Origin of the sequence: Kitasatospora sp. NPDC059462, from assembly GCF_042749955.1 — a bacterium.
Lineage (GTDB): Bacteria > Actinomycetota > Actinomycetes > Streptomycetales > Streptomycetaceae > Kitasatospora.
Window position 1 is genome coordinate 19,897 of sequence record NZ_JBHYUU010000058.1, and the last position, 20,254, is coordinate 40,150.

Genomic DNA, 20,254 nt, shown 5'->3' on the forward strand with positions numbered 1-20,254 from the left:
CACCTCCTGGCGCCACACCCCCCGGTGTGGGGGGCCGCACCACCGCACCGGCCCCCACCCCCCCCCGGCGGGGGCGGGAGCGCGGCTCCCGCCCCGGCAACGACGGCACGCGCCGCAGGGCGCCGTGCCAACCGACCTGCGGGCCCGCACAGCGCCACGGCCGGATCCGCGGTCCTCGGCTCCGCACCCCTCCCCCTGGGCCGCGACAGCGACCACGGCCCCTCGCCGGTCACCGCGGCCCCTCCGCCCCGGCGGCGGCGAAGCCCGGGCCGCCCCGCGCGCCGCCCCGCGGCGCGCTCCGCGAACCGTCTCTCCTGCGGCCGGAGCGGGGCCGCGCTCCGCCGTCGGGTCCCGGACGAAAAAGTCGGTGCGCCCGTGCATACCCCACCGTGTTCGGGGCAACCGAGCGCCGCCGACCCGGTCGCCGCACGCCCCGCGGACCTGGACCCGGCTGACCGGTCCGCGTCGGGCCGGGCGCACGGCGCGACGGCCGAGGCTTCCGGGGCGGGGGAAGCCAGCGATCAAGGAGAACGCCCTCATGGCGGTGAAGGAATCGTCCGACCGGCTCGTGGAGCTGCTGACCCGGGACGACACGGTGCTGGACCAGTGGGTGCAGGCGGTCACCGAGACCCTGCGGGGCCGGATCAGCCGCGCCGAGGTGCAGCGCGAGCTGACGGAGCTCTCCCGGGGCCTGACCCAGGCCGTCGAGCAGGCCGGACTGGACTGGCAGGGCGAAGGGTTCTCCGAGGTGCGCGCCCTGCTGGTGGAGCTCTCGCGCAACCGCGCCCGGCACGGCTTCACCCCCGGCGAGACGGCCACCAGCGTGTTCGCCTGCAAGGACGTCCTGGCCCCCACCACGGGCACTTCCGCCGAGGACATCACGGCCTACCTGCAGCTGACGCGCCTGCTCGACGCGCTGGGGCTGTTCACCATCGAGGCCTACGCACGCACCCGCGAGGAGATCATCAGCGCGCAGGCGGAGCAGCTGCTGGAGCTCTCCACCCCGGTGGTCAAGCTCTGGGAGGGCGTGGTGGCCGTCCCGCTCGTCGGCACCCTCGACTCCGCCCGCACCCAGGTCGTGATGGAGAAGCTGCTGCAGAGCCTGGTCGACTCCGGATCGGAGTACGCCATCATCGACATCACCGGCGTCCCGGCCGTGGACACCGAGGTGGCGCAGCACCTGCTGAAGACCGTGGTCGCCGCCCGTCTGATGGGCGCGGAGTGCACGATCTCGGGCATCCGGCCGCAGATCGCCCAGACGCTCGTCGGTCTGGGCGTCCAGTTCGGCGACATCGTCACCAAGGCGACCCTGGCCGACGCGCTGCGGCACGTCCTCCAGCTCAGCGGCGTCCAGCGGTACGCGGCCGGTGGCGAGAAGTGACCGACCGCGTCCCCGTCCTGAAGCTCGGCAACGTCCTGCTCGTCTCGATCCAGATCGACCTGGAGGACCAGACCGTCCTCGACCTCCAGGACGACCTCGCCGAACGCATCGTCGCCACCGGCGCCGACGGTGTCGTGATCGACATCACCGCGCTGGAGATCGTCGACTCCTTCGTGGGGCGGATGCTGGCCAACACCGCGGCGATCTCCCGGATGCTCGACGCCGAGACCGTGGTGGTCGGCATGCGCCCCGCCGTGGCGATCACCCTGGTCGAACTGGGGCTCTCTCTGGGAGGCGTGCGCACCGCGCTCACCCTGGAGAAGGGCCTGGCGCTCCTCGAACGTGACCGCACCGCGCGTGCGGGCCGCCGCCCGTGAGCGCGCCCGGTGCGGGAGAGGAACACACGGTTCCCATCGTGACCAACGACGACGTCGTGCGGGCCCGGCAGACGGTCCGGACCTTCGCGCAGCAGTGCGGGCTCTCGCTCGTCGACCAGACGAAGCTCGTCACCGCCGCCAGCGAACTGGCGCGCAACACCCTCGTCTACGGCGGCGGTGGCCTGATGCGCTGCGCCCTGGTGCACCGTGACGGGCGGCGCGGGGTGCGGGCGGACTTCGAGGACAGCGGGCCGGGCATCCCCGATCTGGACCTGGCGCTGACGGACGGCTGGACGTCCGGCGGCGGCCTGGGCCTGGGGCTGAGCGGCGCCCGCCGGCTGGTGGACGACTTCGACCTCGCGAGCGAGGCCGACGCCGGTACGAGGGTGTCGGTGACCAAATGGGCCCGCTGAACACCTGCCTGTTCGAGTGCGAGGACTCGGCCTGGTTCCGCCACGCCGACTCCCTCCCGGCGGCGGCGCGCAGCACGGCCGGGGAACTGGCCCGCCGGATCGGGCTGCTGCCGGACCGCGCCGCCGAGGTCGGGCTGGCGGTCAGCGAGGCGGCGACCAACCTGCGCCGCCACGCGGTGGACGGCGCACTGCTGCTGCGCGTCGTGCGCACCGACACCGAGGCGGCGGTGGAGTTCCTCACCGTGGACAGCGGCCCCGGCATGCCGGACGTACCGGTCGCGATGTCCGACGGCTACTCCTCGGGCGGCACGCTCGGCATCGGTCTGGGCGCCATCGCCCGGCTCGCCGACGCCTTCGACATCCACTCGCTGCCGGACCGGGGAACCGTGCTGACGGCGCGGTTCTGGAACCGCACGCCCGGCGGACGGCGGGCCGCCGCGGCGGGCGAGCCCGTCGCCGCGGGCATCACCCGGCCGATGAGCGGTCAGGACGTCTGCGGGGACGCCTGGGCCGCCCGCGCCGTGGCACCGGTCACCGCCCCCGCGCCGCAGCCGCGGCCCGGGGAGCGGCCGGCTCCCGGTGCCCGGCTGGACTGGTCGACGCTGGCCGGCCGCGGTCCCCGGCCGGGAGCGACGACCGCTCCCGCGGCGTCCGCCCTCCCCCGGACCGCACCGACCGGCCCCTCCCCCGCTCCCGGCTCCGCCCCCGGCGCGGGCGACCCGTTCCTGCTGATGTTCTGCGACGGCCTCGGCCACGGCCCGCTGGCCTTCCGGGCGGCCGCGGACGCCGTCACGGCCTTCCGCGCCAGCTCCGCCCGGACCCCGGAGGCCGTCCTCGCCGACATCCACCGCGCCCTGCGCGGGGGCCGGGGCGGTGCGGTCGCCGTCGCCCTGGTCGAGCCCGCCGTACGGCGGCTGAGCTTCTGCGGTGTGGGCAACGTCAGCACGTTCGTCGTGGACGCCGCCACCGGCGCCCGGCGCGCGCTGCCGTCCACCCCGGGCATCGTCGGCCACCAGCTGCCCAGCCTGCACGGCATCCGGTACGACCTCCCGCCCGGCAGCGCGGTGGTGCTGCACTCCGACGGGCTGACGGCGCGCTGGCAGGCCCCGGCCGTCCCCGGGCTGCTGTCCCACCTGCCCGCCACGGCCGCCGCACTGCTGCTGCGCGAGGCCGGGGTCCGCCGGGACGACGCGGGCGTGGTCGTGGCGAAGGGGTCTTGGTGAACGCCCCGCCGCGGTACGCGCCCGTCCACCTGGCCGGAGTGGTGATCACCAGCGTCCAGGAGACCTTCGCCCTGCGCCGCAGCGCCAAGGAGGTCGCGGAACTCCTGGGTGCCGAGGGCCAGGACGCCATCAGGCTCGCCACCGCCCTGAGCGAACTCAGCCGCGACCTGCTCGGCTCGGGCACGCTGAGCGCCGACTTCGAACTGCGGCCCGATCCGCCGTCCGTCCTCCGGGTGACCCTGGCCTGGAGGGGCGGCCCCGGTCCCTCCGCCGAGGCGCTGGAAGCCTCCGCGCGGCTGCTGCCGACCACCCGCACACAGGGCTCCGGGAGCGGCCGGGTGCGCGTCGAGCAGCGGCTCGCGGTGACCGCCGACGAGGCCCTCTCCCGGCACGGTCGGGCCCAGCGCCTCCTCCGGGCCCACGGCGGGTCGACCGCCTCGGAGGACGCGCAGGCGCAGACCCGCGATCTGATCGCGGCACTGGAGCAGACCCGGGCCCAGCGCGAGGAGCTCCAGCGGCTCAACGGCGAACTGGAGGAGACCAACCGCGGTGTCCTCGCGCTCTACTCGGAACTGTCCGAGGAGCTGGAGGAGACCAACCGCGGTGTCGTCGCCCTGTACGCCGAACTCGACGAGAAGTCCCGCCAGCTGCGCGAGGCCAGCGAGGCGAAGACGCGGTTCTGGGCCAACGTCAGCCACGAGCTGCGCACACCCGTCAACGCGGTCGTCGGGCTGGCCGGGCTGCTCCTCGGCGCCCCGGACACCCCGGACGGTGCACGCCGGCACCAGCTCTCCCTGATCGCCGACTCCGGCCGCACCCTGCTCGCCCTGGTGGACGAGCTCCTGGACGTCGCCAAGGCGGAGTCGGGGAACCTCGAACCCGCCTGGGCCCCGCTGGACCTGCGGGCGGTGCTCGCGCACCTGGAGGGCACCCTGCGCGGGCTGGCCCGGCCCGGCGTGACGCTGGTCATCGCACCGCCCGCGGTCGTCACCCCGGTGCTCGGCGACGAGACGATGCTCGTCCGCATCCTGCGCAACCTGCTCTCCAACGCCCTCAAGTTCACCGAGACGGGATCCGTCCGGCTGGAGACCGCCGTCGAGGGCGCCCCCGGCAGCACCGGCCCCGGTCACCTGGTCCTGACCGTCGCCGACACCGGTGTCGGCATCCCGGCCGACCAGCAGGGACGCGTCTTCGAGGAGTTCTACCAGGTCAAGGGGCAGCACCAGCGGGGAAGGCCGGGAACCGGGCTGGGGCTGCCCTACGCCAGGCGCCTCACCGAACTGCTGGGCGGCACCCTGCGTCTGGAGAGCGAACCCGGCCGCGGCACGACCATCACCGTCCGCCTTCCGCTCCGCCCGTCCGCCGACGACCGGCGGACCGCCACCCGCCTGCCCGTCCTCGTCACCGTCGACGACGACCCGGCGTTCCGGGCCGTCGTCAAGCCGCTGCTGCACGAGATCGCCGACACCGTCGTCGAGGTCGCCGACGGCCGCAGCGCGCTCGCCGTCGTCCGGCAGCAACGGCCGGACGGCATCGTCCTCGATCTGCACATGGACGACGTCGACGGCTACGACGTCCTCGCCGGGCTGCACGCCGACCCCGAGCTGCGGCGGATACCCGTCGTCATCGTCACCTCCGCCACGCTCCACGCCGCCGACCGCGCCCGGCTCGCCCACGCGCGGGCCGTCCTCCACAAGCCCACCCTGACCAGCGGCCGTCTCGCCGCCGCCCTGACCGCCGGACGACCGGCACCGCCACCGCCACGCCCCACCCTGCCCGAGGACGTTCCGTGACGCACAGCACCCCGGACGCCGAGCCCGCCTCCGTCCTGGTCCTCGACGACAACGACACCACCCGCTACATCGTCGGCAGTTGGCTGCGCCGCGCCGGGCACACCGTCACCGAGGCGCGGGACGGCACCGAGGCCCTGGCCCTCCTGGACCGGGCCCCCGTCGCCTCCCTGCCCGAACTCGCCATCATCGACGTCCAGTTGCCGGACATGACCGGCTTCGAGGTGTGCGAGCGGATCAAGAGCCGGCCGCGCACCGAGGCGACGCCCGTCATCCACATCTCGGCGACCGCGATCCAGGCCAGCGACCGGACCCAGGGCCTGCACCGGGGCGCGGACGCCTACCTGACCGAGCCCATCGACCCCGCGGAACTCCAGGCCACCGTCACCGCCGTGCTGCGGTACACCCGCGCCCGCCGGCGGGCCGAGCGACTGGCCGCACGGGTCGCCGCGCTCCACCGCAGCACCCTCGCCCTCTACGGCGCCGTGGACGCCGACGCCCTCGTCGGCACCGCCGCGCTCGGCGCCATCGACCTCGCCGCGCTGCACGCCACCGTCGTCGTCCAGGGCCCCGGACGCAACACGCTCCACCTCGCCCACCGTCCGGCGGTCCCCGAGGGAGCGGCCCCGCCGGCGGACGGCGACCGGCCGGTCCGCCTCCTGGACGCCCCGCCCGCACTGCTCGACACCATCGCCCACCACACCCTCGGCGACGCCACCGGCACCGACACCGCGGTGCTCTCCGCCGACGAGTGGCGCCGGGCGCTCGCCGACCACGACGTCCCGGAGGAGCACCTCTCCCCCGGACCCGTGGCCCTCGTCGTCGCCCGCACCAAGCCGGGCCGACCGCTGGTGGCGCTGGCCGTGGACGCCGGCGCCGTCGACGGACTGGACGAACGCCGGCTGCTCTCCCAGCTCACCCAGGCCACCGCCCTCGCCCTCGAAGCCATGCGCAGCCAGGCCGAGGAGCACGCCCTCGCCCTCACCCTGCAGCGCAGCTTCCTCCCCGGCCGGCTGCCCGTCGTCCCCGGCGTCGAGCTGGCGGTCCGGTACGAACCGGCCTCCGCCCACAGCGAGATCGGCGGCGACTTCTACGAGGCCGTCGCGACCCCCGCCGGGCTGCTGCTCGCCATCGGCGACGTCGCCGGCCACTCCCTGGAGGCCGCGATGGCCATGGGCGAGATCCGTCACGCGCTGCGCGCCTACGCGACCGAGGGGCACGACCCGCGGACCCTGCTGGAACGCCTGGACTCCCTGATCGTCCAGCTCCGGCCGGGCACCACCGTCACCGTCTGCCTGGTGCTGATCGAACCCGACCGGCGGCGCATCCACGTCGCCAACGCGGGCCACCTGCCCCCGCTGCTGAAGCTGCCCGACGGAACGACCCGCTACCTCACCGAGCACGGCATCCTGCTCGGCCTCGACATGCGCCAGCCGCCGGCCACCACGCACGCCACGCCCCCCGGCAGCACCCTCCTGCTGGTGACCGACGGCCTCGTCGAGGTCCCCGGCGAACACCTCGAAGCCGGCCTGACGGCCCTGCGGAAGACCTTCGTCGACGCCCCCGGCGATCCGGACGCCACCGGCGATCTGCTGCTCTCCTCCTTCGCCCGGGCGCACGCCGACGACGTCGCCCTGCTGATCGCCCACCTCCACTGACCGGTTCGCCCCTTCCCCACCGCGCGGAGCACGAGTGCCCGACTACACCCTGACCATCGAGGTCCGCACCCACCCCGGCGGGGCGACCGTCATCGCACTCGCCGGCGAACTCGACTACCACACCGCGCCACGGCTGCACCGCACCCTGGAGCGGACGTCCGAGGCCCGGCCCCTGATCCTCGACCTCGCCCGCCTGCGGTTCTGCGACTCCATGGGCATGGCCGAACTGCTCTTCCTGCTCCGGCGGGCCCAGGAGTCCGGCACCTTCCTCGCCCTGGTCGGCACCACGGCGGACGTCGGCCAGCTGCTGGCCATGATCGGCGTCGAGGCCCTCCTGACCAGGTACGACACGGTCGAGGAGGCCGCCGCGGCGCTGCGCCCGGATCCGGGCTCCGGCTGACGGGCGGCCCGGTGCGCGGCAGCGGCTTGCATCATCGGCACGAATACGGAACGGTTGCGAACGGCAAGTTTCTCCGGTCCCCCAGAACGGGAAGGCGGTGGGGTGCGCACCGGCGCGTGCCTTCATCTGTGTCTGTTGTCCGCGGTTCCTCCGCCCATCCGTCCGACGCCGATCGCAGGGTCGGCGCGACCTGGGGCGAAGCCCCCCATCCCGTGCTCGTCGTCGACCGGCACGGGACGCTCGTGAGCGTCAACAGGGCCGGCAGGGGCCTCCTGCCGGGCGCGGAGGGCGGCCGCCGGCTGGCGGAGGACGCGCCCGCCTGGCTGGCCGAGGCCCACCGGCGCGTCGTCGACGGCTCGCACGAAGCGGGCGCCGGTCCGCTGTCCGGGACGATCGGGGACCGGGTCTACGAAGCCCACCCGACGGCCTCGGCCGACGGCGACGTGGTGTGGTGGCTGGTCGACGACACCGACCGCCGGCTGGCCCAGGAAGCCCTGCGCGACGCGCGGGAACGGTCCGGGATCCTGGCCGAGGTCTCCTCGATCCTGCTGTCGACGCTGAACGTGCCGCGGTGCATGGAACTCACCGCGGGCATGGCCGCCGAGCACCTGGCGGAGGCGGCCGTGCTCGTCGCCCCGGCCCAGGGCCGGCGGTACCCGCTGACCCACGCCCTGCGGGGCGGCCCGACCGTGCGCACCGGCCGGCCGATCGATCCGGGCGGCGTTCCGGGGCTGGGCGAGGCCCTCCGGGGCTACCCCCCGGTGCCCGCGCGCTGGATCGATCCCGCCGCCCTGCCGGACTGGGTGGTGCCCGACGGCTTCGCCGGAGCGGTCGGCTCGGTGATCGTCACCCCGCTCCCCGGGCACGGGGTGCCCGCCGGCGCGCTGATCCTGCTGCGCTCCAGCACCGAGCAGGCCTTCACCGAGGGCGAGGAGGTCTTCGCCCGGCTGTTCGCCGCCCGCGCCGGGGCGGCGCTCTCGGCCGCCCGCCTCTACACCGAGCAGGCCGCGGTCACCGCCACCCTGGTGCAGGAGCTCCTGCCGCCCTCGCTGCACCGGGTGCACGGCGTGGACTACGCCGGCAGCTACCGCACCTCGAAGGCCCACGAGCGCATCGGCGGCGACTTCTACGACGTCCACGCCGGTGCCGACCCCGGCCGCGAGACCCTGGTCGTGCTCGGCGACGTCGCCGGCAAGGGCCTGGAGGCCGCGGTGCTCACCGGCAAGATCCGCAACACCCTGCACGCCCTCCTCCCCCTGGCCGACGACCACCACCGGGTCCTGGAACTGCTCAACGGCGCCCTCCTGACCTCCGGCCACACCCGCTTCGCCACCCTCGTGCTGGCCTCGGTGGGATGCCACGACGGCCAGGTGCGGCTGAGGCTCACCTCCGCCGGGCATCCGCCACCGCTGATCGTCCGGGCCGACGGCCGGGTGGAGGACGTCCCCACGCGCGGCACGCTGGTCGGCGTGCTCCCGGCCGTGCGCACGCAGACCGTGCACACCGTCCTGGACCCCGGGGACACCTGCCTGCTGTACACCGACGGCTTCACCGAGGCCCGCGGCGGGCTGCTCGGGGACGAGCTGTTCGGCGAGCGCCGGCTCAGGAAGGCGCTCGCCGAATGCGCGGGCATCCCGGCCGAGGCCGTGCTGGAGCGGGTGCAGATGCTCGCCGCGCAGTGGCTGGGGGGCGGGCGCCACGACGACATGGCCGCCGTGGCCATCAGCGCCCCGCGAACGGGGGCAGCCGGCGGGAGCGGAACGTCCGCCGGGTCCGGCGGCGGAACGGGACACCACCGGTGAGGGCGGCGGACGTGCAGACCGCCCTGTGGTCGGCGGTGGTCGGCGGCGACGAGTACGCCGCCGTCGAACTGCTTCGTGCCGCGCTGGAGGGCGGCCTGGACGAGGAGTCCCTGCTGCTGGACGTGATCGCACCGGTGCAGCACCGGGTCGGCGCGGAGTGGGCGGCCGACCGCCTCACCGTCGCCCAGGAGCACGCCGCCACCGCCATCAACGAACGGGCCATGACCGCGCTGGCCCACCGTCGGCCCGCGGAGCGGGTACCGGCCCCCCGCGGGCGCGTCACGGTGAGCTGCGTCGACGGCGAGTGGCACGCCTTCCCCGCGCGGCTGCTCGCCGAGACGCTGCGGCTGCGGGGCTGGCAGGTGGACTTCCTGGGGGCGCAGACCCCCACCGCGCAGCTGATCGCCCATCTGCACCACACCGACCCGGACGCCGTCCTGCTGTCCGGTTCGCTTCCCGTCCACCTGCCCGCCGCCCACACGGCCATCACGGCCTGCCAGGCCGTGGGCGTCCCCGTCATGGTCGGCGGGCGCGCCTTCGGGGCCGACGGCCGCCACGCCCGCGCCCTGGGCGCCGACCGGTGGGCGCCGGACGCCCGCGGCGCGGCCGCCGTGCTGGAGGCCGGACTCACCCGGCCCTCGCCCGCGGCGGTCCGCCACGTCATCGACGACCTGCCGCACCTGTCCGACCAGGAGTTCACCCTGGTCAGCCAGACGCGGTCCCGCCTGGTCAAACAGACCCTGGCCGACCTGGCGGGCCGTGTCCCGGCCGTCGGCGCCTACGACGACGACCAGCGGGAACGCACGGCCGAGGACATCGCCCACATCGTGGACTTCCTGACCGCCGCCCTCTACGTCGACGACGCGGAGGTCTTCGCCGACTTCCTCCTCTGGACCGCCGACATCCTCGCCGTCCGCAAGGTGCCGGCGCAGTCCCTCGCCGCCGCCGTGGGCCTGCTCGCGGGACAGCTGCGCGACTTCCCCCGTGCACTCGGCCTGCTCCGGCGCGGCGGCGCGGCGCTGCGCACCCGCTCCGTCCCGGGGCCCCGCTCATGACCGGGCCGTCGCCGGCCGACTTCGCCGTCACCGTCCACGCCACGCCCCCGACGCTGAGCGTGGGGGTGGCGGGCGAGCTGGACTACGACACGTGCGACGAGTTCCTCGACACCGTCACGCGACACCTCGCCCACCACGGGCCGGCGCTGCAGGAGGTCCGCCTGGACTTCCGGGGGATGACCTGGATCGACTCCTCGGGACTCTCCGCACTGATCATGGTCCACCGCCGCACCACCGGGTGCGGCGCGGTCCTGCACCTGGACAACCGGCCCACGATCCTGGAGCGCATCCTCACCCTCACCGATGTCCGGGACCACCTCACCGCCGGGGAGGCCTGACCGCCGGGAGGGACCGGCCGGCGGTCCGCGACGGTCACCGGGCGCCGTCCCCCGGGGAAAGGCATGTTCCGCCGCTGCCCGGGCAGTCGTCCGGGAGCTTCCGGCCGGACGCCGGACGGACCACGTCGAGGGAGGCAGGGTGACGGCCGCAACGCGGGCGCGGACGGGCGGCCGAGGGGCCGCAGCGGCGAGGAGGGGGCCGGAGCGGGTGGAGCGGCCGGCGGCCGAACCCGCCGGGGTGCCGTCATGACCTCGTCCTTCGTCCCGTACTACCTGGCGGCCGGCGCCGCCCTCCTGGTCTTCCGGCGGCGTTTCCGGGCGGACCGGCGCCGCCTCGGGAACGGCGTCCTCCTGGGCTCGTGCACGCTCCTGCTGTTGCTCGGCGCCCTGGTCGAGCTCGGCCGGTTCCCGCACCCCCTGGGCCGGGCGGTGACCAGCGGCGTCGTGGTCGCCGTTCCGCTGAGCGCGGCGGCCGTCGCGGGGTTCCTGCTGCTCAACGGGGTCCGGACGGTCCGCAGAGAAGGCGCCCGCCCGGCCAACCTGCTCGCGCTGCTGGCCGGATCCGCCGTGCTGGGGGCGCTCGGCCTGCTGGCGGCCACCGCCGTCACCGAGAACGGCCCGTTCCGCGCGCTGGCCACCGCCGTCCTGCTGGTGGCCGGCTACCTCTCCTTCCTCCTCGCCTGCTTCGTCGGCTACGCCGTGCTCTACCACCGGGTGGTGGCACGCCGCACGGTCGACTTCGTGGTCGTGCTCGGCGCGGGGCTGACCGACGGGTCCACCGTCCCGCCGCTGCTCGCGGCGCGGCTGGAGCGGGCGCTGGCGCTGTTCCGCCGTCAGGCGGCGCGCGGCCGGGCGCCGGTCCTGCTGGTCTCCGGCGGCAAGGGCTCGGACGAACGGGTCCCGGAGGCCGAGGCGATGGCGGACTACCTGATGGCGCGCGGGGTGCCGGACGGGCTCGTCGTGCAGGAACGCTCCTCGACGAACACCCGGGAGAACCTGGAGTTCAGCAGGGCGCTGATGGAGCGGCTCCGGCCGGGCTACCGCTGCGTCATCGTCACCAACGACTTCCATGCCCTGCGGGCCGCCATCACCGCGCGCCGGGCCGGCGTCCGGGGCGAGGCCGTCGGCGCGCCCACCGCGGCGTACTACCGGCCCGGTGCGGCGCTGCGGGAGTTCGCCGCCGTCCTCACCACCTACCCGGCCACGAACCTGGCGGTGTGCGCGGTGCTCGTCGCCGCGGGTCTGCGAGCGCGCTGGCACGGGTGAGCCCGGGCGCCCTCCCGGCGGGTCACGGCCTGCCGCGGTCCGGCGCCGGCGTGGTGGCGGAGCGGTGGCGGTAGAGCAGCAGGGCCACGTCGTCCCCGTAGCCGCGGGCCGGAGCCAGCGACGCCGTGAGGTGCTCGGCGAGGTCGTCGAGCGGGAGGTCCGCGCCGGCCCGGAGCGCGCGGCCGGCCCGCTCGATCCCTTCGGTCAGCGGGGCGCTGCGCCGCTCGACCAGCCCGTCGGTGTACAGCATGAGAACGGCGCCGTGGGGCAGCGCCGCACCGGCCTCGGGACGCGGCAGTCCCGGCCGGACGCCCAGGGGCAGCGAGCGCCCGCCCTCCAGCACGACGGTGGAGCCGTCGGGCAGCGCCAGGAGGCCGGGCGGGTGGCCGGCCGAGGAGTAGCACAACGCGCCGCTCGCGGGGTCGAGGACGGCGCAGAACACCGTGGTGCACAGGGCGCCGGGGATCGTGGCGGCGAAGGTGTCCAGCGCGCTCAGGGCACGGGCGGGAGCGTGGTTCTGCAGGAGCAGGGCCCGGCAGGCGCTGCGCAGCTGGCCCATGACGCTGGCCGCCTCCAGCCCCCGGCCCACGCAGTCCCCGACCACGATGCCGACGCGCCCGTCCGGCAGCGCCATCGTGTCGTACCAGTCGCCGCCGACCTCCAGGGGGCGGATCGCGGGTTCGTAGCGGGCCGCGAAGCCCGGCGGCAGGCCGGCCGGGCCGAGGATGGCGCGCTGCAGCGCGATGGCGGTCTCGCGTTGCTGGTCGGCCTGGTGGGCCCGGGTGAGGCCCTGGGCGAGGCGGCCGGCCAGCAGGGAGAGCAGCAGTCCGTCCTCCGCGGTGAACGGACGCCGGTCGCCGAGGTCGACGGACAGGACCAGCGGACCCGCCGGGTGCTCCAGGAGGATGCCGACCCCGCCGGGGTGGAGGACGGGGGTGAGCAAGGGTGCGTCGAGGAGCGAGGTGAGCCGGGCCCGGCGGTCCTCCGGCAGGTCCGGCCAGCCGGACGGCCCACGGCCGGGCCCGTCGCCCGCCCCGCGGACCTCGGGTGGCGGCGCGCCGTGGCCGCCGTGGGTGAAGCGGACGGCCAGCACCTGGCGGGCCCGCCACAGCTCGCGCAGCCCGTCCACCGCGTCGGCCAGGACCTCGTCGGCGTTGCGGCCCCGGGCGAGCCGTTCGCCCAGGGCGGCGAGGGCGCTCTCACGCCGGATCGCGTGATGCTCGGCCGTGACGTCGCGCAGGGTGCCGACGACGACGGTGCGTGCGGTGTCGGGGTCCCGGACGCGGTTGAAGGCGGCCTGGACCCACAGGGCTTGCCCGTCGGCGCGGCGGACGGGCAGGTCGGTGCGGCCGCTGCCGTCGCGGGTCAGGCCGGCGAACGCGGCGGCCGCCCGGTGGTGGGCTTCGGGGTCCTCGGCGGCGGAGGGCCACCACGGGTGGGCCGGCCCGTAGGGCAGGCCTTCCGGGCCGTACCCCAGGAGGGTGGTGAACGCCTCGTTGATCTCGACGACCGTGCCGTTCTCCTCGCAGACGAAGAAGGCGTCCTGGAGCGAGTCGGTCAGGGCGGTGCGCCAGCGCGCGTGGCGGCTGCGCATCCTGGCCAGTGCGACGGCCGACCGCACCCGGGCGAGGAGTTCGGCGGCGGCGAACGGTTTGGCGAGGTAGTCGTCCGCACCGGAGCCGAGCCCTTCGAGGGACGCCTCCACTCCCGCCCGCGCGGACAGCAGCAGGACCGGCACCGCTGCGGTACGCCGGTCGGCGCGCAGCCGCGTCACCATGCTCAGGCCGTCCAGGCCCGGCATCATCACGTCGCTGATCACCAGTTCGGGGACGTCCCGGGTGGCCTCGGCCAGGGCCTGCAGGCCGTCGGCGACCGCGGTGACCCGGTGGCCGGCGCCGCGCAGGATCCTGGTCAGGTACCGGCGCATGTCGGCGTTGTCGTCGGCGACCAGCACGTGGGTGGGTACCGGCTCGCCCTCGGGGGCGCCGGCCGTCCGGGGCTGCTCGCCCTCGGCGCCGCCGCCCTCGCCGGGCAGCCAGCTCAGTGCCTCGCTCAGGAAGGGCTCGGCCCCGGCGGGCCGGCGGTCCCCCGCCCCGCGGGCCGGCAGCGGCACCGCTGCGAACGGGAGGTCGACGGTGAAGCAGGTGCCCCGCTCCGGTTCGGAGGTGACGGCGATGGTGCCGCCGTGCAGTTCCACCAGTTCCTTGACCAGGGCCAGACCGATGCCACTGCCCTCGTGCGACCGGGCCCGGCTCCCCTCGACGCGGTGGAAGCGTTCGAAGAGCCGGGGAACCTCGGCGGCCGGGATCCCGACTCCGGTGTCCTCGACCGTCAGCCGCGCGAGGCCGCCCGCCCGGCCCGTCCGGACCCGGATCGTGCCGTCGAAGGTGTGCTTGAGGGCGTTGCCGAGCAGGTTGAACAGCACCTTCTCCCACAGCCCGAGGTCGATCAGGACCGGCTGGTCCAGCGGCGCGCAGTCGACGTCGAGGACCAGGCCGGACCGTTCGACGGCGGACCGGAACACCGCCGCGAGGTCCGCGGTGACGGCCGCCAGGTCGACCGGTTCGAGGCGGGCCGGCATCCGCCCGGCCTCGATGCGGGAGAAGTCCAGCAGGGAGTTGACGAGCTTGCCGAGCCGCAGGCTGTTGCGGTGCACCGTCTCCAGGTCCGCCCGCACGTCCTCGTCGGCGTCCGCCAGCCGCCGTCCCAGTTCCTCGACCGGTCCCCTGACGAGGGTCAGCGGTGTGCGGAACTCATGGCTGATGTTGTAGAAGAACGCGCTCTTCACGCGGTCGAGTTCGGCCAGCTCCTGGGCGCGGCGCTGCTGGAGCTCATGGCTGCGGGCACTGGCGATCCCGGCGGCGAGGTGGCCGGCGATCAGGTCGACGAAGCCGCGGTAGTCGTCGTCCAGGAGGCGGAAGCGGTTCAGCCCCGTCACCAGGAACCCGCTCGGCTCGCCGCCCGCCACGCTCAGCGGCACCGCCAGGGCCTCCAGGGGCGGTTCCGCCCAGGCCCCGCCGGGCAGTTCGGCGAACGGAGGCCCGGTCAGCGGCACCAGCGACGTCCGGCCCCGGCGGGCCGCGGCCGCCGGCCACGGCAGCTGCGCGTCCGGCCCGATCACGGCCGGCGCGGCCGGGTGCCCCGGTGCGATGCCGGAGGCCGCGGCGAGCCCGGCGGTTCCGTCGTCGTGGAAGAGGTAGGTCAGCGTGAACGGCAGGCAGAAGGGGTTGCGGGCCAGCTGCTCGGAGCTGAACTCCAGGAACTGCCCTTCGGTGCGCACGGCCCCGGGGTCGGAGCCCAGGTCGCGCAGGGTCGCCATCCGCCGTTCCGAGAGGACGCGCTGGGTCTCCTCGCTGACCACGCACAGCACGCCGGCCACCCGGTCGTCCTCGTCCCGCAACGGGCTGTAGGAGAAGGTGTGGTAGCTCTCCTCGGCGTACCCGGCGCGCCGGAGCAGCAGCATCAGTGCCTCGTCCCAGGTCGAGCGGCCGTCGCGCAGGACGGTGTCGATGCGCGGGCGAATGTCGTCCCGGATCTCCGGCCAGATCTCGTCGAAGGCGCGGCCGAGTGCCCACGGGTACTTGTGCCCCAGGGTGTCGCGCCGGTAGGCGTCGTTGCAGAAGTAGGTGAGCTCGGGCCCCCAGGCCATCCACATGGGGAACCGGGAGGACAGCAGGACGCCCACCGCCGTGCGCAGGCTCTGGGGCCAGGTCCGGGGATCCCCCAACGGCGTGGCGGACCAGTCCACCCGTGCCAGGTCGGCGCCGACCAGCGGGTCGGCGGCGAACGGACTGGGCACCTCGTCGTGCCCGAGCGCGTCGGCCAACGCATCGCTCCCTACCGTGTCAGGACCGCCTGTGCCGTCCTCGAACCCTCCCGCGGCGGCGGGCCGGGAAGGCCCTCGACGAGGGCGGGTTCCGGGCGGCGCTCACCTCAGCCGCCCGGAGCCGGTACGGCTAGCATGATGGCATGACCGACGACACGAGCCCGGTGCGTCCCCCGGGACCGGGCAGGACGTCCGTGCTCAGGCTGAGCGGTGAACTGGACTACGACACCGGTCGGGAGCTCACCGCCTGCCTGGACGCCGCCGTCGCCGAGCGGCCGGCCGTGCTGGCGGTCGACCTCTCCGAGGTCACCTTCGCCGACTCCTTCGCCCTGCGGGTCCTCGTCCTGGCGCACCTGCGGCTCCAGGAGGCGGGGGGTGCGATGGTGCTCGTGGGGCAGCTCGCGCCGTCCGTGCGCAGGCTGCTGGAGATCACCGCCACCGACAGGCACTTCACCCTCGCCGACAGCGTCACCGCGGCCGAGCGCGCGGTGGGCGGCGGCCACGGCCCGGCGCACTCCGGGACACCCTGACGCCGGTGGGTCCGCACGGGGATCCTCCGCGCCCTGCGGGGTAGACGCGCTCCGGTCCCACGCTCGTGAACACCACCTGTCCATGCCGCGTACCACCTGATCAAAGGCCGTCACATGCCCCACGCCGATGAGCTGGCCCCGCACCCGGAGGAGAACCCCGGCAGCCGGGTCCCCGAGCGCGTCGAGCCCATCGTGCGCACCGCGAGGGAGGCGCGCGCCCATCTCGCCGGACTTCTGGACGCCGTGGCCCGGGACACCGAACGCGTCCTCGCGGACGCGCAGCTCGCGGTGACCGAACTCGTCGTCAACGCCCGGACCCACGGCGGCGGCATGACCGGCTTCGCGGCCCGTCTGGACCTGGCGCTCGGCTGTCTGGTCGTCGACGTCGAGGACGGCCACGACGCCCACCCGTCGGGCGAGGCCCTCGACCGCCGCGATCCGGCGGCGCCCGGGGGCCGTGGCTGGGCCCTCGTCCAGCACCTCTCCGGTACCTGCCACGTCAAGCCGCTGCCGGGCGGCGGCAAGCGGATCCGGGTCACCTTCCCGCTGTGAGCCGCACCGCCCGGCCGGGGAGGGCCGGCGGACCGCCGCGCTGTCCGCATGGTGGGACGCAGTGGTGTCCGCCGCGCGCCTGTGGTTCCCTGTGCCCATGATCATGCTCGTGACCCGGCGCCACGTGGACTACACGCGCGTCACGACCATGAGTTGTCCCACCGCCCGCTGACGCGGCGCCTGGTGATCCCTCCGCAGCCCCAGCCGCGAATCCGCGTGGCCGCTCCGTCCGGAGCGCCCGCACCTCCGTTCCCCGCACCCGCCGCTCACACCGGCGCCGGCCCGGCCCGCCGGGCTCCACACGTGTACGAGGAGAAGCATGAGCCAGCCGACCGAAGACGTCACCGCCGACCGCACGCCCGACGGCGGATCCGCCGGATCCCCCGCCCCCGCCTGGTCCTTCGAGACCCAGCAGGTGCACGCCGGCGCCGTGCCCGACCCCACGACCGGGGCCCGGGCGGTCCCGGTCTACCAGACCACCGCGTTCGTCTTCCGCGACACCCAGCACGCGGCCGACCTCTTCTCGCTCGCCGAGGCCGGAAACATCTACACCCGCATCCACAACCCCACCCAGGACGTCTTCGAGCAGCGGACGGCCGCCCTGGAAGGAGGGGTCGCCGCGGTGGCGGTCGCCTCCGGCCAGGCCGCCGAGACCCTCGCCGTCCTCAACGTCGCGAGCGCCGGTGACCACATCGTCTCCAGCGCCTCCCTCTACGGCGGCACGTACAACCTCTTCCGGCACACCCTGCCGAAGTTCGGGATCGAGGTGTCCTTCGTCGAGGACCCGGACGACCTCGACGCCTGGCGGGCCGCCATCCGGCCCGGGACGAAGGCCCTGTTCGCGGAGAGCCTCGGCAACCCGCGTGGCAACGTCCTCGACATCCGCGCCGTCGCCGACGTCGCCCACGAGGCTGGGATCCCGCTGATCGTCGACAACACCCTCCCCACCCCCTACCTGCTGCGCCCCATCGAGCACGGGGCCGACGTCGTCGTCCACTCGGCGACCAAGTTCCTCGGCGGCCACGGCACCACCCTCGGAGGTGTCGTCGTCGACGCCGGGACCTTCGACTTCGGCGCCCACGCCGAGCGCTTCCCCGACTTCAACGAGCCGGACCCCAGCTACCACGGCCTGCGCTACTGGCCCGCCCTCGGGCCCGGCGCGTACGCCGTCAAGCTGCGCGTCCAGCTGCTGCGCGACCTCGGGCCGGCCATCGCGCCGCACTCCGCCTTCCTGCTGCTGCAGGGCGTGGAGACGCTGAGCCTGCGCATGGAGCGTCACTCGGCCAACGCCCAGGCGCTCGCCGAGTGGCTGGAGCAGCGCGACGAGGTCTCCGCCGTCCACTACGCCGGGCTGCCCTCCAACCGCTGGTACGAGGCCGGGCGCCGTTACCTCCCGCGCGGAGCCGGCGCCGTGTTCTGCTTCGAGCTGCGCGGCGGCGTCGAGGCGGGCAAGCGGTTCGTGGACGCCGTCGAGCTCTTCAGCCACCTCGCCAACATCGGCGACGTGCGCAGCCTCATCATCCACCCCGCCTCCACCACGCACAGCCAGCTCGACGAGGCGCAGCTCGCCGCCACCGGCACCTCCCCCGGCCTGGTGCGGCTGTCGGTCGGCATCGAGAACGTGGAGGACCTCAAGGCGGACCTCGAAGCCGGTTTCCGCGCCGCGAAGGGGGCGTTCTGAACACCGCCGACGGGGCCACCCCGCAGGCCGCTCCCCCTCCCGCCACCGGTGCGTGGCGGGAGGGGGACCCGCCCGGGCGCCGCCGGTGGTACGACCGCACCGAGCCCCTGCCGCTCGAAGGGGGCGGTCGGCTCGCCGGCGTGCGGCTGGCGTACGAGACCTGGGGGCGGCTCGCGCCCGACCGTTCCAACGCGGTCCTCGTCCTGCACGCGCTCACCGGCGACAGCCATGTCGCCGGGCCGGCCGCGCCCGGTCACCCGACCCCCGGCTGGTGGGACGCGCTGGTCGGGCCGGGCCGCGCCCTCGACACCGACCGCTGGTTCGTGGTGGCCCCCAATGTCCTGGGCGGCTGCCAGGGCAGCACCGGACCGGCGTCGCTGCGCCCCGACGGCCGGCACTGGGGCGGGTCCTTCCCGCGTCTGACCCCGCGTGACCAGGTCCTGGCCGAGGCCGGGCTCGCCGACGCGCTGGGCATCGGACGCTGGGCCCTGGTGGTCGGCGGCTCGATGGGCGGGATGCGCGCGCTGGAGTGGGCCGTCTCCCGCCCGGAGCGGGTCGCCTCGCTGTTCCTGCTCGCCACGACGGCGGCGGCGAGCGCGGACCAGATCGCCTGGACGAGCGCCCAGCTCCACGCGATCCGCGCCGATCCGAACTGGCGCGGCGGCGACTATCACGACGCCGCCGCCGGGCAGGGCCCGCACGCCGGTCTCGGCACCGCCCGGCGCATCGCCCACATCACCTACCGCGGCGCCGAGGAGCTCGACGTCCGCTTCGGCAACCGCGCCCAGGACGGCGAGGACCCCCGGACGGGCGGCCGCCACCAGGTCGAGTCCTACCTGGACCACCACGCCGCCAAGCTGGTCCGGCGCTTCGACGCGGCCAGCTACGCGGTGCTGGCCGAGGCGATGAACGCCCACGACACGGGCCGGGGGCGCGGCGGCACGCGCGCCGCCCTGGCGCGGGTGACCGCCCGGACCCTGGTGGCGGGGGTCGACACCGACCGCCTCTACCCGCTCGCCCAGCAGGAGGAGCTCGCCGCCGGCATCCCCTCCGCCGACCGGGCCCGGGTGATCTCCTCGCCGTACGGCCACGACGGGTTCCTCATCGAGACGGCGCAGGTCACGGCGCTGCTGCGGGAGCTCGTGGACGACGTGCGGGAGCCGTCGGCCACCGCCCCCGCCGGGTGAGGACCCCGGCGGGGGCCTCGGGGGGCCCGGCGGTCCCGGCGGTCCCGGCGTACCGGGCGGCCGCACGGTGAACACCGCGCCGTCACCACCGAGGCGGACCGCACAGGGGGCACCGCAGGTCGGTGCCGCTCCGGCAGGGAGCGGCCGGGCAGGTGCGTCCCGGCCGGGCGCCGCAGGGACGGTTCAGCGCGGCGCACGGGCGTGACGCGGCTGCCGGACGCGGTCGGCCCGGACGGCGGCGGCCGTCGGCCGGTGGCGCGGACGAGCGGCCGAGGGCCCGGTCGCGACCAGGACCATCGCCAGCGCCGGCGGAACGAGCAGGAACACCATGAACACGATCACGCGTGCCTCCAGGGATGTCGGGACGGCATCGACCTCGGACACCGCCTGCCCGGTCCGGCTGATGTCATGTCATCGGCCCGGCAGGAGCCGGCAGCCGGGGTCGGAGGACGCGCCCTCCCCCTGCCGTCGGCCCGCAACGGAACACCTGACCCGTGCATATCCTCGCGCCCACCGGGCAGTTGCGGGGCCACACACTTGGGAGGTCACCGTGGTTCCCCTTCTGCTGGTCCTGCTCCTGGCCCTGATCCTCTTCGGCGCGGGCTTCGCTCTGAAGATCCTGTGGTGGGCCGCCGTCATCGTGCTCGTGGTCTGGCTGCTCGGCTTCGTCGCCCGCGGCACGCATCCCTCGGGCAGCCGACACCGCTGGTACCGCTGGTAGTCCCGGCCACAGGTATTATTAAGGGCGATACGCCCGGCGTACTCTTCAGAGTAT

Annotated in this window: 18 protein-coding genes; 16 read left to right on the forward strand and 2 right to left on the reverse strand. The window is 75.3% G+C overall.

Annotation, left to right across the window (positions count from 1 at the left end):
* The first annotated feature begins 538 nt into the window (after positions 1–538).
* From ACFXAM_RS17245 to ACFXAM_RS17295, 11 genes are all read left to right on the forward strand, one after another.
* Positions 539–1,381 (forward strand): STAS domain-containing protein, encoded by an 843-nt coding sequence (locus ACFXAM_RS17245; RefSeq protein WP_380292003.1) that lies wholly within the window; start codon positions 539–541, stop codon positions 1,379–1,381.
* Positions 1,378–1,758: an STAS domain-containing protein gene (locus tag ACFXAM_RS17250; RefSeq protein ID WP_380292005.1), complete on the forward strand. Its 381-nt coding sequence runs from the start codon at positions 1,378–1,380 to the stop codon at positions 1,756–1,758. The genes ACFXAM_RS17245 and ACFXAM_RS17250 overlap by 4 nt, the downstream gene beginning before the upstream one ends.
* A gap of 35 nt (positions 1,759–1,793) precedes the next feature.
* Positions 1,794–2,171 carry an anti-sigma regulatory factor gene (locus ACFXAM_RS17255; RefSeq protein WP_380292034.1) on the forward strand — a complete coding sequence of 126 codons (378 nt, stop codon included), beginning with the start codon at positions 1,794–1,796 and terminating at the stop codon, positions 2,169–2,171.
* A complete protein-coding gene (locus tag ACFXAM_RS17260) occupies positions 2,159–3,394 on the forward strand; it encodes an ATP-binding protein (protein ID WP_380292007.1) in 1,236 nt (411 codons plus the stop codon). Before ACFXAM_RS17255 ends, ACFXAM_RS17260 begins: the two co-directional genes overlap by 13 nt.
* Positions 3,391–5,187: a hybrid sensor histidine kinase/response regulator gene (locus tag ACFXAM_RS17265; RefSeq protein ID WP_380292009.1), complete on the forward strand. Its 1,797-nt coding sequence runs from the start codon at positions 3,391–3,393 to the stop codon at positions 5,185–5,187. Before ACFXAM_RS17260 ends, ACFXAM_RS17265 begins: the two co-directional genes overlap by 4 nt.
* Positions 5,184–6,842 carry a SpoIIE family protein phosphatase gene (locus ACFXAM_RS17270; protein WP_380292012.1) on the forward strand — a complete coding sequence of 553 codons (1,659 nt, stop codon included), beginning with the start codon at positions 5,184–5,186 and terminating at the stop codon, positions 6,840–6,842. Before ACFXAM_RS17265 ends, ACFXAM_RS17270 begins: the two co-directional genes overlap by 4 nt.
* 34 nt (positions 6,843–6,876) lie before the next feature.
* Positions 6,877–7,242 (forward strand): STAS domain-containing protein, encoded by a 366-nt coding sequence (locus ACFXAM_RS17275; protein ID WP_380292014.1) that lies wholly within the window; start codon positions 6,877–6,879, stop codon positions 7,240–7,242.
* 128 nt (positions 7,243–7,370) lie between these two features.
* On the forward strand, positions 7,371–9,044 hold the full coding sequence (locus ACFXAM_RS17280; protein WP_380292016.1) for a PP2C family protein-serine/threonine phosphatase: 1,674 nt from the start codon (positions 7,371–7,373) through the stop codon (positions 9,042–9,044).
* Positions 9,045–9,055: 11 nt separating this feature from the next.
* Positions 9,056–10,099: a B12-binding domain-containing protein gene (locus ACFXAM_RS17285; protein WP_380292018.1), complete on the forward strand. Its 1,044-nt coding sequence runs from the start codon at positions 9,056–9,058 to the stop codon at positions 10,097–10,099.
* On the forward strand, positions 10,096–10,437 hold the full coding sequence (locus tag ACFXAM_RS17290) for an STAS domain-containing protein (protein ID WP_380292020.1): 342 nt from the start codon (positions 10,096–10,098) through the stop codon (positions 10,435–10,437). The genes ACFXAM_RS17285 and ACFXAM_RS17290 overlap by 4 nt, the downstream gene beginning before the upstream one ends.
* A gap of 246 nt (positions 10,438–10,683) precedes the next feature.
* Positions 10,684–11,703 (forward strand): YdcF family protein, encoded by a 1,020-nt coding sequence (locus ACFXAM_RS17295; protein WP_380292022.1) that lies wholly within the window; start codon positions 10,684–10,686, stop codon positions 11,701–11,703.
* 22 nt (positions 11,704–11,725) lie between these two features.
* Here the strand turns inward: ACFXAM_RS17295 and ACFXAM_RS17300 are convergent, their stop codons facing one another.
* The gene (locus tag ACFXAM_RS17300) at positions 11,726–15,358 is read right to left on the reverse strand and encodes a SpoIIE family protein phosphatase (protein WP_380292036.1); all 3,633 of its coding nucleotides are present in this window, start codon (positions 15,356–15,358) and stop codon (positions 11,726–11,728) included.
* Between the two features lie 314 nt (positions 15,359–15,672).
* Here ACFXAM_RS17300 and ACFXAM_RS17305 point away from each other — a divergent pair, with 314 nt between their 5' ends.
* The 4 genes from ACFXAM_RS17305 (at position 15,673) to ACFXAM_RS17320 (ending at position 19,479) form a co-directional block, all read left to right on the forward strand.
* A complete protein-coding gene (locus tag ACFXAM_RS17305) occupies positions 15,673–16,059 on the forward strand; it encodes an STAS domain-containing protein (RefSeq protein ID WP_380292024.1) in 387 nt (128 codons plus the stop codon).
* Positions 16,060–16,173: 114 nt separating this feature from the next.
* The gene (locus ACFXAM_RS17310; protein WP_380292026.1) at positions 16,174–16,611 is read left to right on the forward strand and encodes an ATP-binding protein; all 438 of its coding nucleotides are present in this window, start codon (positions 16,174–16,176) and stop codon (positions 16,609–16,611) included.
* 319 nt (positions 16,612–16,930) lie between these two features.
* On the forward strand, positions 16,931–18,292 hold the full coding sequence (locus ACFXAM_RS17315) for a bifunctional o-acetylhomoserine/o-acetylserine sulfhydrylase (protein WP_380292028.1): 1,362 nt from the start codon (positions 16,931–16,933) through the stop codon (positions 18,290–18,292).
* Positions 18,289–19,479 carry a homoserine O-acetyltransferase gene (locus ACFXAM_RS17320; protein ID WP_380292038.1) on the forward strand — a complete coding sequence of 397 codons (1,191 nt, stop codon included), beginning with the start codon at positions 18,289–18,291 and terminating at the stop codon, positions 19,477–19,479. The genes ACFXAM_RS17315 and ACFXAM_RS17320 overlap by 4 nt, the downstream gene beginning before the upstream one ends.
* Positions 19,480–19,662: 183 nt before the next feature.
* Here the strand turns inward: ACFXAM_RS17320 and ACFXAM_RS17325 are convergent, their stop codons facing one another.
* The gene (locus ACFXAM_RS17325; RefSeq protein ID WP_380292030.1) at positions 19,663–19,821 is read right to left on the reverse strand and encodes a hypothetical protein; all 159 of its coding nucleotides are present in this window, start codon (positions 19,819–19,821) and stop codon (positions 19,663–19,665) included.
* A 208-nt stretch (positions 19,822–20,029) separates the two neighbouring features.
* On the opposite strand from ACFXAM_RS17325, the gene ACFXAM_RS17330 reads away from it, so the two are divergent.
* The gene (locus ACFXAM_RS17330) at positions 20,030–20,200 is read left to right on the forward strand and encodes a hydrophobic protein (protein ID WP_380292032.1); all 171 of its coding nucleotides are present in this window, start codon (positions 20,030–20,032) and stop codon (positions 20,198–20,200) included.
* Positions 20,201–20,254 lie beyond the last annotated feature (54 nt).